The 13,130-nt window shown below is 62.9% G+C and carries 11 protein-coding genes; 9 read left to right on the forward strand and 2 right to left on the reverse strand.

Annotation, left to right across the window (positions count from 1 at the left end; all coding sequences use genetic code 11):
- The first annotated feature begins 8 nt into the window (after positions 1-8).
- Positions 9-1,436, forward strand: a complete 1,428-nt coding sequence (gene gndA / locus D3227_RS09780) for an NADP-dependent phosphogluconate dehydrogenase (RefSeq protein ID WP_120013917.1) — start codon at positions 9-11, stop codon at positions 1,434-1,436.
- Here the strand turns inward: gndA and D3227_RS09785 are convergent.
- The gene (locus tag D3227_RS09785; RefSeq protein WP_120013918.1) at positions 1,433-2,476 is read right to left on the reverse strand and encodes a LacI family transcriptional regulator; all 1,044 of its coding nucleotides are present in this window, start codon (positions 2,474-2,476) and stop codon (positions 1,433-1,435) included. The genes gndA and D3227_RS09785 overlap by 4 nt on opposite strands.
- 401 nt (positions 2,477-2,877) lie before the next feature.
- Between D3227_RS09785 and D3227_RS09790 the strand changes: the two genes are divergently transcribed.
- From D3227_RS09790 to mgrA, 7 genes are all read left to right on the forward strand, one after another.
- Positions 2,878-4,134, forward strand: coding sequence for an ABC transporter substrate-binding protein (locus D3227_RS09790; RefSeq protein WP_120013919.1), 1,257 nt, complete (start codon positions 2,878-2,880; stop codon positions 4,132-4,134).
- Positions 4,135-4,341: 207 nt separating this feature from the next.
- On the forward strand, positions 4,342-5,232 hold the full coding sequence (locus tag D3227_RS09795) for a carbohydrate ABC transporter permease (protein WP_120013920.1): 891 nt from the start codon (positions 4,342-4,344) through the stop codon (positions 5,230-5,232).
- The gene (locus D3227_RS09800; RefSeq protein WP_120013921.1) at positions 5,229-6,164 is read left to right on the forward strand and encodes a carbohydrate ABC transporter permease; all 936 of its coding nucleotides are present in this window, start codon (positions 5,229-5,231) and stop codon (positions 6,162-6,164) included. Before D3227_RS09795 ends, D3227_RS09800 begins: the two co-directional genes overlap by 4 nt.
- 5 nt (positions 6,165-6,169) lie before the next feature.
- A complete protein-coding gene (locus D3227_RS09805; RefSeq protein ID WP_120013922.1) occupies positions 6,170-7,264 on the forward strand; it encodes an ABC transporter ATP-binding protein in 1,095 nt (364 codons plus the stop codon).
- Between the two features lie 42 nt (positions 7,265-7,306).
- Positions 7,307-8,053, forward strand: coding sequence for a sugar phosphate isomerase/epimerase family protein (locus tag D3227_RS09810; protein WP_120013923.1), 747 nt, complete (start codon positions 7,307-7,309; stop codon positions 8,051-8,053).
- Positions 8,054-8,064: 11 nt separating this feature from the next.
- Entirely contained in the window at positions 8,065-9,207 is a 1,143-nt protein-coding gene (locus D3227_RS09815) for a Gfo/Idh/MocA family protein (RefSeq protein WP_120013924.1), read from the forward strand.
- Positions 9,208-9,346: 139 nt separating this feature from the next.
- Positions 9,347-10,393 (forward strand): L-glyceraldehyde 3-phosphate reductase, encoded by a 1,047-nt coding sequence (gene mgrA, locus D3227_RS09820; protein ID WP_120013925.1) that lies wholly within the window; start codon positions 9,347-9,349, stop codon positions 10,391-10,393.
- Positions 10,394-10,451: 58 nt separating this feature from the next.
- Here the strand turns inward: mgrA and D3227_RS09825 are convergent, their stop codons facing one another.
- Complete coding sequence (locus tag D3227_RS09825; protein ID WP_120014077.1) at positions 10,452-11,537, reverse strand: S1 family serine peptidase; 1,086 nt, start codon at positions 11,535-11,537, stop codon at positions 10,452-10,454.
- A 388-nt stretch (positions 11,538-11,925) separates the two neighbouring features.
- Between D3227_RS09825 and D3227_RS09830 the strand changes: the two genes are divergently transcribed.
- Positions 11,926-13,035 carry a trypsin-like serine peptidase gene (locus D3227_RS09830; protein WP_120013926.1) on the forward strand — a complete coding sequence of 370 codons (1,110 nt, stop codon included), beginning with the start codon at positions 11,926-11,928 and terminating at the stop codon, positions 13,033-13,035.
- The last annotated feature ends 95 nt before the right edge of the window (positions 13,036-13,130 follow it).

Genomic DNA, 13,130 nt, shown 5'->3' on the forward strand with positions numbered 1-13,130 from the left:
AAGAAACGATGGAAAAAGCCGAAATCGGCCTGATCGGCCTTGGCACGATGGGCTCCAACTTGGCGCTCAACATCGCCGAGCACGGGCACCGCATCGCCGTCTACAACCGCACCGCGGCGCGCACCGACGCCTTTGTCGAGAGTGCCGGCGCGCTGAAGGACAGGGTGGTGCCCTGCTACAGCCTGGAGGAACTGGCCGCCGCCATCCGGCCGCCGCGACCGATCATCATCATGGTGCTGGCCGGCAAGCCGGTCGACGAGCAGATCGCGGCATTGCGCGGCGTGCTGTCCGACAACGACATCGTCATCGATGCCGGCAACGCCAATTTCCGCGATACGATGCGGCGCTTCTCCGAACTGTCCGGCTCCGGCCTCACCTTCATCGGCATGGGCGTATCGGGCGGCGAGGAGGGCGCACGCCATGGTCCGTCGATCATGGTCGGCGGCACCGAAGAGAGCTGGAAGCGCGTCGAGGACGTGCTGACGGCGATTTCGGCCAAGTTCAAGGACGAACCCTGCGCGGCCTGGCTCGGCACCGACGGCGCCGGCCATTTCGTCAAGACCATCCACAACGGCATCGAATATGCCGACATGCAGATGATCGCCGAGATCTACGGCATCCTGCGCGACGGCCTCGGCATGGGGCCGAAGGAGATCGGCGCCGTCTTCGCCGACTGGAACAAGGTCCGGCTCAATTCCTATTTGATCGAGATCACCGCCAAGGTGCTGGCCGCCGACGATCCGAAGACCGGCAAGCCGGTGGTCGACATTATCCTCGACCGCGCCGGCCAGAAGGGCACCGGCAAATGGTCGGTCATCGAGGCGCAGCAGCTCGGCATTCCGGCCACCGCGATTGAGGCGGCGGTGGCGGCACGCGTGCTGTCGTCGATCAAGGACGAGCGGCAGGCGGCGGAAAAAGCCTATGGCAACAGCGGCGTGACGAAGATTTCCGGCGACAAGGCCGCACTTCTCAAGGATCTTGAGTTGGCGCTGTTCGCCGGCAAGATCGCCGCCTATGCGCAAGGCTTTGCTGTGATGAGCGGCGCCTCCAAGGAATTCAACTGGGACCTGCCGATGCCGACCATCGCCAAGATATGGCGGGCAGGCTGCATCATTCGCTCGCAAATGCTGGATACGATGGCGGAGGCTTTCGGCTCCGGCGGCGCTTCGACCAATCTCCTGATGGCGCCGGCCTTCATCGCCATGATGCAGGAAGCGCATCCGTCGCTCAGGCATATCGTGGCGCGAGCATCCGAGGCTGGCGCGCCGGTGCCGGCGCTGTCTTCGGCGCTCGCCTATTTCGACAGCTACCGGCAGGGGCGCGGCACCTCGAACCTGATCCAGGCGCAGCGCGATTTCTTCGGCGCGCATGGCTTCGAGCGCATCGGCGAGCAGGGCGCTTTCCATGGTCCGTGGGGCAGCGGTGCTGCCGGCTAGCCCTGATAGGCTACAACCTCACCAGGCAGGCTGAGCGACTGCAGGGAACCCGGCGCGGCGCCGCCGATCAAGCCGAGCACCGAGCGGGCAAGCTCGGAGCCGGCCAGCCGGAAGTTCTCATTGACGACCAGCAATTCGCGGCGGAACAGATGCAGCAGGTCCGACGACTGTTTCGACACGACATCGACGTCGCGACCTAGCTTCAAGCCGGCGTCCTCGATGCCGGCGACGACAGCCAGCGTCGCGGCTGCGGCGCTGCTGACGAAGCCGTCCGGCCTGTCGTCGCGGCGCATCAGCTGCGCGGTACGCATCCTGATCTGCTCGATCGAATGGTCGATCGAAACGGTGTTGAACGGCACCTCGCTGGCGCCGACCTCGCTTAGCGCATCGGCAAAACCGTTCACCGTGTGGCCGTGATAGGTCAGGCCGACGGGCGGCGTCAGCAAAGCAAGCCTGCGGCGGCCGATGCCGGCCAGATGGCGCACCGCCTCGGCCGCGAAGGCGTAGTTGTCGAAGTCGTGGTAGGGGTGGATCAGCCCCATATCGGTGCGGCCATGCGTGGCGAAGGGGATGCCACGCTCCAGCATGTAGCGGGCCCTGGGGTCGTTGGGCTGGGTGCGTGAAATGATGACGCCGTCGGCGGAACCGGTTTCCACCAGATAGCGGATCGGATCCAGGGGATCCTGCGAGCGCGAATAGGGCGTGACGATCAGGTGGTAGGGCGTGTCGGCGATTACTTCCGAGACGCCGTAGATGATATCCGAGACAAAGCTCATGATTTCGCGCTCGGTGTTGAGCACGAGGCTGATGACGTTGGTCTTGCCGGTTCTGAGACGCACGCCGGCGCGATTCGGCCGGTAGCCGATCTGCCTGGCGACGAGTTGGACACGTCGCCTGGTCTCGGCGCCGATCTCGGGCGCGTCCTTGAGCGCGCGCGACACGGTGGTGACGCCAAGCCCGGTCATGAAGGCAAGCGTCTTCAGCGTCGGGCGCTCGTGCGCCGACGCCTCGTCGTCCTTATCTGTCTGATCCCTGTCCATTCGTCCCGCCCGTCAGGCGCATAGCAGTTGCCGGGCAGGCCGGCAATCGCCGGGCCGCGACAGCGCGACTTCCACCTGGCGAAACCTCAATACACTGAAACGTTACAGATTGTCACGAGCGACACATGGGCGGCTGTGGCAGGCAGCTTAGGTCTTGCGGTGCTGCCGGGTCAGAAAACCATTGGAATTCAGCGGAGAAGACCTTTCAGGCGCATTTTTTGCCAGCTTTCCTTGTTTTGCGGTGCAAACTTTGCGTGCTGCGGTGCACAATGCGGTGTAGGACGGAGGATTTTGTTCGCAGCTCGAAAAATATCCGGACTGCTTTTGCGCGAGGGGTTGCGCACGTCACGCAATTGCCGTATCGAAAATCTGTAACGTTTCAGATTCTGGGAGGAACCGAAATGCGATATAAGCTCTTGACTGCCGCGCTGGCGGCGACGGCCGCGCTGCAGCTCGCCGGTCCGGCGGCTGCGACCGATCTGGAAGTGATTCACTGGTGGACGTCGAAGGGCGAGTCGGCGGCGGTCTCGCAGTTTGCAAAGGCCTTTGACAATGACGGCCACGGCGACAAGTGGGTGGACAGCGCCATCGCACTAGGCGAAACCGCCCGCTCGACCGTCATGCAGCGCGTGCTCGGCGGCGATCCGCCCGGTGCGGCTCAGTTCAATCCCGGTCGGCAGTACGAGGAACTGATTTCGGGCGGCAAGCTGCTCGATCTCACGGACGTCGCGACCGCCGGCAGGTGGGATGAGGTCATTCGCCCGAAGGCGATCGGCAGTGCCTGCCTCGTCGACGGCCACTGGTGGTGCGTTCCGGTCAACATTCATTCCAACTACTGGGCCTGGTACTCCAAGCCGGTCTTCGAGAAGGCGGGCGTGCCGGAGCCGAAGAGCATGGCCGATTTCATCGCCGCGGCGCCGAAGATCAAAGAGGCAGGCCTCATTCCCTTCGCCATCGGCGGCGACGGAAACGGCTGGCAGATCCAGTTGCTCTTCCAGGACATGGTCACCGAGGCTCTCGGTGTCGCCAAGCGTGACGAGATGTATACCAAGAAGAGCGCCGAAATTGCCGGCGGCCCCGAGATGAAAGGCGTCTTCACGCAGTTGAGGACCCTGAAGCAATTCACCGACAACGGTTACGCCAACCGCAACTGGAACGACACCACCAACCTGGTGATCACCGGCAAGGCCGGACTTCAGGTGATGGGCGACTGGGCGCGCGGCGAGTTCGCAGCCGCCGGCATGACCGGCGTCAAGGATTTCGGCTGCATGATCGGCCTGAACGAGGCCAAGCCGGTGGTCAGCACCGACGGCGACATCATCGTATTCTTCAAGCAGGACAATCCGGACGTCGAAGCAGCGCAGAAGCGTCTTGCGGCGCTCCTCATCAGCCCGGAGGTTCAGGTCGCCTTCAACAACGCCAAGGGTTCCATGCCGGTGCGTGGCGATGTCGACATGTCGGCGGCCGACCCGTGCATGCAGAAGTCCCTGAAAGCGGTGGAAGACCCGTCCAACATCGTCACTGCGACGAACCGCTTCATCACCGAGAACACCAACCAGCAGATCAATGAGCTCGTCTCGCAATACTTCGCGGACGACTCCATGACAGCTGACGACGCCACTGCGAAGTTCGGCACGATCATCGGCAATTCCGACTAGGAACCGATCAGCACACAGAGGCGCCGCCCTTGCGGCGGCGCCTCGGTCGCGTCCCGACCCGACAGGGAAGGCCCCCTTTCTCGGCGACGGGCTGACAAGCGCAGGACGGGAAGCTGAGGCGGTCCGGCGCCCGGTGGTTCGGACAGCGCTGACTTTCATGTCGGCAGACTGCCCCATTGTGTCGGTGGAAGCGGAGAAAGACGGACGATGCAGAAGAGTTGGAGGCGCAGATTTCACCTGCCCGCCGTCATCGGCACGATACCGATGATCCTCGTCGCGGTCGGCGTGTTCGTGATCGGCATCGGCTTCTCGGTGCTGTGGTCTTTCACCAGTTCGAAGCTCTTCCCCACCTACGATTTCGTCGGTCTGGCGCAGTACAGGCGCCTTTGGAGCGACAGCCGCTGGCTCGTCTCGGTCAACAACATCTGGTTCTTCGGCCTGATGTCCATCACCTGCAACATGGTGTTCGGCTACCTGCTCGCCGTTTTCATGGACCAGCGCATTCGCCAGGAGGACCTGTTCCGCTCGATCTTCCTTTATCCTTTCGCCATGTCGCTGATCGTCACCGGTCTCGTGTGGCAATGGGTGCTCGACCCCAATCTCGGCCTGCAGGCGGCGCTCCGCAACTTGGGCTGGTCGAGCTTCAGCTTCGCTCCGCTGGTCGATGCCGACACCGCGCTGTACGCGCTGGTCGTGGCGGGCATCTGGCAGGGCTCGGGCGTGACGATGGCGATCCTGCTTGCCGGCCTGCGCGGCGTTGACGAGGAGATCTGGAAAGCGGCGAGGGTCGACGGCATCCCGACCTGGCGCACGCACATGTCCATCGTGGCGCCAATGATGAAGGGTGCCTTCGCCACTGCCTTCGTTCTCCAGTGCGTAAGCGTGGTGCGCGTCTACGACTTGGTTATCGCCATGACCGGCGGTGGTCCCGGCATCGCCACGTCGATGCCGGCAGTCTACGTCATCCAGCTCATCACAGTCCGCCAGAACGTCGGCCAAGGCATGGCTGCGGCAACGATGATGCTGCTGCCGGTCCTGGTCGTTCTGGCTTTCAGCGGAATTCTACTGTGGCGGCGAAATCGGGAAGCGAGCGCATGACCGCCGGCCAGATCACCGCAATTCAGCCTGCCCAGGAAGCGCCGGATCAGGCCGGCGTGGGGCCCTTGGGGCCGAAACCGCGTCGGATATCGGCCGGCCGCATCGGCCTTTATGCTTTCCTGATCGTCGCGGCTCTCTTCTTCCTCATCCCGGTCTACATCATGATCGTCACATCGCTGAAGGGGATGCCGGAGATCAGGCTGGGGCATCTTTTCAACCTTCCGGGCGAGCCGACGTTCCAGCCCTGGGCCGACGCCTGGCTGCATGCCTGCACCGGTCGCGACTGCAACGGCCTCAGTCCAGGCTTTTACAATTCGGTGAAGATCACCGTCCCGAGTGTGGTCATCTCGATCATCTGCGCGTCGATCAACGGTTACGCGCTGACCTTCTGGCCATACAAGGGCGCCAATTTTCTCTTCGGGTTGCTCGTGTTCGGCGCCTTCGTGCCCTACCAGGTGGTGATCTATCCATTGATAATCGGACTGAGCTCGGTCGGGCTGTTTGCGTCCCTGCCTGGTATCATCATCGTGCACACGATCTTCGGTATGCCCATCCTGACGCTGCTGTTCCGCAATTTCTACGCGGCAATACCGGTCGAGCTGTTCAAGGCAGCGCGTGTCGACGGTGCGGGTTTCTGGCGCATCTTTTTCCACATCATGCTGCCGATGTCGCTGCCGATCACCGTCGTCGCCGTCATCCTGCAAGTTACCGGCATCTGGAACGACTTCCTGTTCGGCATCGTGTTTGCCGGGCGGCCCAACTGGCCAATGACGGTGCAGCTCAACAACATCGTCAACACCACGACCGGCGTGAGGGAGTACAATGTCAACATGGCGGCCACCATTCTGACGGCGGCGGTGCCCCTGCTCATCTACTTCATCTCCGGAAGATGGTTCGTGCGCGGCATCGCCGCCGGCGCGGTGAAAGGCTAGTGGATATGGCGCAGAACGGTACCAGCGTTTCGATCCAGGACCTGTCGCTGAGTTTCGGCGTCATCTCGGTGCTGCACACGCTCAATCTCGATGTTGCCGAGGGTGAGTTCGTCGTGCTGCTCGGGCCGTCGGGCTGCGGAAAGTCGACCTTGCTCAACTGCATCGCCGGCCTGCTCGACATTTCCGAAGGCCGCATCTTCATCAAGGGCAAGAACGTCACCTGGGAGGAGCCCAAGGACCGCGGCATCGGCATGGTGTTCCAGTCCTACGCGCTCTATCCGCAAATGACGGTGGAGCGGAATCTGTCCTTCGGTCTGCGGGTCGCCGGCGTGCCCAAGGACGAGATCGCCAAACGCATCGCCCGTGCCGCCGAGATCCTGCAGATCGAGCCGCTTTTGCAGCGCAAGCCGTCGGCGCTCTCGGGCGGCCAGCGCCAGCGCGTGGCGATCGGGCGCGCGCTGGTGCGCGACGTCGACGTCTTCCTGTTCGACGAGCCACTTTCCAACCTGGACGCCAAGTTGCGAGCGGAACTGCGCGTCGAAATCAAGCTGCTGCATCGCAAGCTGCAGAACACCATGATTTACGTCACCCACGACCAGATAGAGGCGATGACGCTGGCCGACCGGATCGCTGTCATGAAGGGCGGCGTCATCCAGCAGCTCGACGCGCCGCAGACCATCTACAACCGCCCGGTCAACCGCTTCGTTGCCGGCTTCCTCGGCTCGCCGGCGATGAACTTCATGGATGGCAGGCTGGAGAAGGATGGCGGCGACTGGCACTTCGCCGCCGAGGACGTGCGTATCCCGCTTGCAACCTACGCCTTCGAGAAGGAGCCGACGCCGGGGCCGGCCGTATTCGGCATGCGCCCCGAGCATGTCGCCTTCAACAGCGGCGCCGGATGGCCGTTTGCGGCGACGGCCAATGTCGAGGTCGTCGAGCCGATGGGCTCCGACACGCTGGTCTGGCTAAAGCTTGGTGGGCAGAATTTCACCGTGCGGGTGACATCGGAGCGCACGCCAAACAATGCCGACACAGTCAGCATCGGCTTTGATCCGATGCGCGCCTCGCTCTTCGACGCCCAAACCGGCAGCCGCCTCTAACTTCTCCCAAGATCCATCCCCCAAGAGAAAACGGACAAGACGATGAACTGGTCATTCCAACTTTACAGTGCCCGCAATTTTCAGCCCTGGACCGGCGTGCTCGAGATGCTCGGCAAGCTCGGCTACAAGCAAGTTGAAGGGTTCGGCGGCGTCTATGACGATCCCAAGGCGTTCCGTGCCGAACTCGACAAGAACGGGCTTTCGATGCCGACCGGGCATTTCTCGATCGATGCGCTGGAGAAGGATTTCGACGGCGTGCGCAGAACAGCCGACGCGCTCGGCGTCACGCTCATCATCTGCCCCTATCTGCTCGCCGAGCAGAGGCCGGCCGATGCCGCCGGCTGGCGGGGTTTCGGCGAGCGGCTGGCCAAGGTCGGCGAGACGGCCAAGAAGGCCGGCTACGGCTTTGCCTGGCATAACCATGATTTCGAGTTCAAGAAGCTCGCCGACGGTTCGGTGCCGCAGGACCATATCCTGTCTGCGGCGCCCGACATTGGCTGGGAGATGGACGTCGCCTGGGTGGTGCGCGGTGGCGTCGATCCGCTGCCCTGGATCGAAAAGCACGGCAAGCGCATCAGCGCCGTCCATGTCAAGGACATGGCCAAGCCAGGCGAGGGGGTTGACGAGGACGGCTGGTCGGATGTCGGCCACGGCACGATCGACTGGGCCGGCCTGATCAAGGCCTTGCGCGCCAAGAGCGTCGCCAAGTACTACGTCATGGAACAGGACAACCCCAACGACATCGAACGCTTCGCCCGCCGCTCGCTCGCATCCGTCAAGGCTTACTAGGAACAATCATCATGGCAAAGAAACTGGGTATCGGCGTCATCGGCTGCGGCAACATCTCGAAGGCGTATTTCTCGCTGGCGCCACTGTTCCGCGGCATCGACATGCGCGCCTGCGCCGACATCAACATGGACGCGGCGAAGGCGCGGGCGAAGGAGTTCAAGCTGCGCGCCGAGACTGTCGACGATCTGCTCAAGGCCGACGACATCGACATCATCGTCAACCTCACCATTCCGGCGGTGCACTACGAGGTGTCGAAGCAGATCCTCGACGCCGGCAAGCACGTCTATTCGGAAAAGCCGTTCGTGCTGTCGATCAAGGAAGGGCTCGACCTGAAGAGCCGGGCGGAGAAAAAGGGGCTGCGCATCGGCTCGGCACCCGACACCTTCCTCGGCGGCGCGCACCAACTTGTCCGCAACCTGATCGACACCGGCGCGCTCGGCAAGATCACCAGCGGCACCTGCCATGTGATGGGCCACGGCATGGAGCACTGGCATCCCAATCCGGACTTCTTCTTCCAGCCGGGCGCGGGTCCGGTGCTCGATATCGGACCCTATTACATCACCAATTTGATCCAGCTGATCGGGCCGGTGAAGCAGGTGGCGGCGTTCGCTTCGATCCCGGCGACGGAGCGGACGATTTCGTCGAAGCCTCGCGCGGGCGAAAAAATCCCGGTCAAAACGCCGACGACCATCCACGGCCTGCTGGAGTTCGAGAACGGCGCCGTCATCACGCTCAACACCAGCTGGGACGTCTGGAGCCACGGCCATGCGCCGATGGAACTCTATGGCGAGGCGGGCACAGCGTTCGTGCCGGATCCGAATTTCTTCGGCGGCGACGTGCGTCTCACCGAAGCGGCCAAGCCGGTCAAGAAACTGCCGAAATGGAAACATCCGTTTGGTGTTCCCAATGAAATGCACGGACAAGGCATGATGGCCAACTACCGCACCGCCGGCCTTGCCGACATGGCAATCGCAATTGCCGAAGGGCGGCCGCATCGCTGCTCGATGGAATTGGCGCTGCATGCCGTCGATGTGATGACCGGCATATTGCGCTCAGGCGAAACCGGCAAGTTCGTCGCCATGCAGACGACCTGCGAGCGGCCGGCAGCACTCGGCATCAAAGAAGCGAAGGCGCTCATGGCCAAGAAGAAGTAGGTCGCAGCGATTATCGATAATTTTGACATGACCCTCTCCCTCTTCGCCAGGGGAGAGGGTAAAGGGTGGGTGCGGGGCATGCTCATCGCGCACGCGATGACCGCGCCCGGTCTTGTTTCAGATATCGAGGATACTCCCCATGCCCTATGTCGCCGCCGAAAACCGCTACGAGAAAATGATCTACAACCGCTGTGGGCGGTCCGGCCTGAAGCTGCCGGCAATCTCCCTCGGGCTGTGGCACAATTTCGGTAACGACACGCCGCACAAGACCAAACAGGCCATCGTGCGCAAGGCATTTGACCTCGGCATCACGCATTTCGATCTCGCCAACAATTACGGTCCGCCGCCCGGCTCGGCGGAGACCGCCTTCGGTGAAATATTGCGCACCGACTTTGCCGCCTATCGCGACGAGATGATCATCTCGACCAAGGCCGGCTACGAGATGTGGGCAGGTCCCTACGGCGAATGGGGTGGGCGCAAATATGTGCTGGCCAGCCTCGACCAGAGCCTGAAGCGGATGGGACTCGATTATGTCGATATCTTCTATTCGCACCGCTTCGACCCCGATACGCCGCTGGAGGAGACGATGGGAGCGCTCGACCATGCGGTGCGCTCGGGCAAGGCGCTCTATGCCGGCATCTCGTCCTATAATTCGCAGCGCACGCGCGAGGCGGCCGACATCCTGAAGCAGCTCGGCACGCCCTGCCTCATCCACCAGCCGAGCTATTCGATGCTCAACCGCTGGGTCGAGGAGGACGGGCTGCTCGACACGCTGGAAGGGCTCGGCGTCGGCTCGATCGTGTTCTCGCCGCTGGCGCAAGGCATGCTGACCGACAAGTATCTCGGCGGCATCCCTGACGGCAGCCGGGCTAGCCAGGGCAAGTCGCTGCGGCCCGCCTTCATCAACGACAAGTCCATCGATAACATCAAGGCGCTGAACGCGATTGCTGGACGCCGCGGCCAGACGCTGGCGCAGATGGCGCTGGCCTGGGTGCTGCGCAAGGGCCGGGTGACCTCGGCGCTGATCGGCGCCAGCCGGCCGGAACAGGTCGAGGATTGCGTCGGCGCGCTGAAGGCGCTCGACTTCAGCGATGCCGAACTCGCGGAAATCGATACCTACGCGCGCGAGGCCGACATCAATCTGTGGGCGGCCTCGGCCGAGCGCAAAGGTCCGCCAAGGAAGTAGCTAAGCCGGCAAATATCGAAACGGCGGGAACATTCCCGCCGTTTTTACTTGCTTGTTCTCAGGGCTTTTTCGCAGTGCCGGCACCAGCCTTGGGTGCGGCCGGGGCCGCTGCGGGACCGTTCATCTTTTCCTCGATCCAGCCCGTGTAGTTGGCCAGCCGCGTGTAGATGCCGTAGGCATTCTTATGGCCGCAGGCGGTGCTGCCGTCCGCAGGTCCCTCTCCCCAGGAGACGACGCCGACCTGGACCGGACCGTCGGCGCCGGTCATGAACAGCGGGCCGCCGCTGTCGCCGTTGCAGGCGTCGCGTTCGCCGCTGGCGGTGCCGGCGCAGATCATGTTGCCGGTCAAAGGATCGGACATGTCGGCGGCAATGGCATTGGCGGCCGCGTCGATGCCCCTCGCCGAATAGCGCATGCGGCGGGCGAGATCGCTGAGCGCCGCTTTCAGGTCGCGCGCGTAGATGTCCTTGATGCCGGTGTTGCAGGTCGTGTTCGGCTCGAGATCTAGGTCGGCCACCATCAGCGCCGTCGGGAACGTTCCGTCCTGCATCTTGCCCCAGCCGATGACCGTGGTCTTGCCGGACTCGGGCGTTGCCTCGCGCGCGAGTTTGATAGTCGGCGCATCGGCCGGCTCGGCCAGCCGGATCAGGCCGAGGTCACTGTCCATCGTCTGCTCGCTATAGCCTTCGTTGACGATGACCTCCGCCGCCTTGTAGCGCTCGCCTTCGCTGAGCTCGGTGGCCCCGGTCAGCACGGTGATCGCGCCGGCCGAGATCGGCTGGCCGTTGTCGACAAGGCAATGCGCCGCCGTCAGAACCCATTGCGGGGCGATCAGGCTGCCGCCGCAGAATTGCGCGTCCGGCTGCGAGGCCGGGCTTTCGTCGAGCCTGTCGGTGGTCAGCAGCGCCACCTGGAACGGGTAGGCGCCCTTCTCGGCCTCCTTGCCGCCATAGACGCGATCGGCGCCGTCGGGGCTTTCGGCCTTGGCCTTCGCCCGGGCTTCCGCCACGCGCTTCATCGGCGAAACCGCGGCCTCCGGCCGGGCGGCTGCGTCGGCCGCATGAATGGCATTGACCGTCGCGAGCGCTGACATGCCGGCCAGCAATGCTGCGGCGAACGGCCTGAAGCGATGGATGATGTTCAACTGGACCTCCTGAGACGTGCGTTCCTGAACAGGCCGGCCGGGTGCATGATCCGCCACCGGGGAACCGGTTCGACGACCGGTCGTGCGCCAATCCAAATCGGCGCGACCGGTCATAAAACCGAATGCCACGTCTGCTAGTCGTGCCCGCGGGCAAAGCCTGCTCAAACCCTATAGCCCCCCACGGGCTACGTGGAAGCGATTTGTCGTTGCCAATGTTGGAATATTTTAGGCAGTATATCGCGGGGATGTTTTTGGCGGGGGCCTCAATTGACCGCACGGGGCAATAATCTGGTGTGCGCTACCGAAGCTCGGTTTTGGCGCTATCACGATCTCGACAATATTTCTCTATCTTGATCCAGTCCTTGCTGACTTTTGGGAGAGTCTCACCGTGACAAAACTGACAAACACCATCATTGCGTCCGCATTGCTTTCCACCGCAATGTGGGCGATGCCCGCCTTCGCCGCCGATCCTGGCTCCGCGAATGCCGGCAACGGCGAAAGCATGCGCGATGCGACATCGGGCGACTACAAACCGGGCCGGGCAAAGCCGATCGTTACGCCGAAACTGACCGAGGACGAGGCCAGCCGCGCCGCGCCGCTAGCCGACGAGGCAATTGCGGTCAAATCCTATGGCATCGTCGGACGTTCCGCCGACGGCAAGGACATCAAGATCGATGCGAACGAGACACTGAAGGACCTCATCATCAAGGAACTGAATGCGCCGGCAGACGGACAGAAATCCGACGCAACGTCGGGTCCGCAGAATACCGCGGATCCTGGCTTGCCGGAAGGCGAGGCCGGTCGTCAGGTCTTCGGCCCCGACGACCGCGAGCAGGTGAAGAACACCAAGACCTATCCGTTCTCGGCTATCGGCTATCTCGAAGCGAAGTCGCCGAAGACCGGCAGTTTCGGCAGCTGCTCGGCGACGCTGATCGGTCCGCGCACGGTGCTCACCGCTGCGCACTGCCTCTACAGCCACGAGGATGGTGGTTGGCTCGACGAGTATCTGTTCGTGCCGGGCCTCAACGGCAGCACCGCCGACGATGCGCCGTTCGGAGCCTTCGCCTATGAGAGCGCCTATATTCTCCAGGGTTTCATCGACAATTATCAAGGCTATTACGGTTCGGTGATCCTATGGGATCTCGGCATCGTCACGCTGAAGCAGGATGTCGGCACCAATCTCGGCTGGCTGGGCTATGCCAATTATGACGATCTCGGCGACTTCACCGCCAACATCGTCGGATATCCCGGCGACAAGCCGATGGGCACGATGTGGAAGGCAAGCTGCGAAGTGCATGCAGAAAGCATCGGTACCGAGCATTTCCAGTATGATTGCGACACGTTTCCGGGGTCGAGCGGAAGCTCGGTCTATGCCTATGACAGTGGCGCAAAGCAGCGTGTCATCACCGGCGTGAACGTGGCCGAAAGCCCGGACGCGAACACCGCCGTGCGCCTGAACGCCGCCAACGTGCAATGGATCAACGGCCTCTACAAATAAGCCTCTCCGCTCCGCCGCGAAACACCGGCGAGAGCCATCAGAAGACCGGCGATGGGAGCGATCCCGTCGCCGGTTTTTTCGTACGGGCAAATGGC

This window comes from Mesorhizobium waimense, assembly GCF_003601975.1.
GTDB classification, from domain to species: domain Bacteria; phylum Pseudomonadota; class Alphaproteobacteria; order Rhizobiales; family Rhizobiaceae; genus Mesorhizobium; species Mesorhizobium waimense.

Bases quoted from the DNA above. Each gene is read 5' to 3' on its own strand.
- gndA (WP_120013917.1), top strand. From the start codon at position 9: ATGGAAAAAGCCGAAATCGGCCTGATCGGCCTTGGCACGATGGGCTCC.
- D3227_RS09785 (WP_120013918.1), bottom strand. From the start codon at position 2,476: ATGGACAGGGATCAGACAGATAAGGACGACGAGGCGTCGGCGCACGAG.
- D3227_RS09790 (WP_120013919.1), top strand. From the start codon at position 2,878: ATGCGATATAAGCTCTTGACTGCCGCGCTGGCGGCGACGGCCGCGCTG.
- D3227_RS09795 (WP_120013920.1), top strand. From the start codon at position 4,342: ATGCAGAAGAGTTGGAGGCGCAGATTTCACCTGCCCGCCGTCATCGGC.
- D3227_RS09800 (WP_120013921.1), top strand. From the start codon at position 5,229: ATGACCGCCGGCCAGATCACCGCAATTCAGCCTGCCCAGGAAGCGCCG.
- D3227_RS09805 (WP_120013922.1), top strand. From the start codon at position 6,170: ATGGCGCAGAACGGTACCAGCGTTTCGATCCAGGACCTGTCGCTGAGT.
- D3227_RS09810 (WP_120013923.1), top strand. From the start codon at position 7,307: ATGAACTGGTCATTCCAACTTTACAGTGCCCGCAATTTTCAGCCCTGG.
- D3227_RS09815 (WP_120013924.1), top strand. From the start codon at position 8,065: ATGGCAAAGAAACTGGGTATCGGCGTCATCGGCTGCGGCAACATCTCG.
- mgrA (WP_120013925.1), top strand. From the start codon at position 9,347: ATGCCCTATGTCGCCGCCGAAAACCGCTACGAGAAAATGATCTACAAC.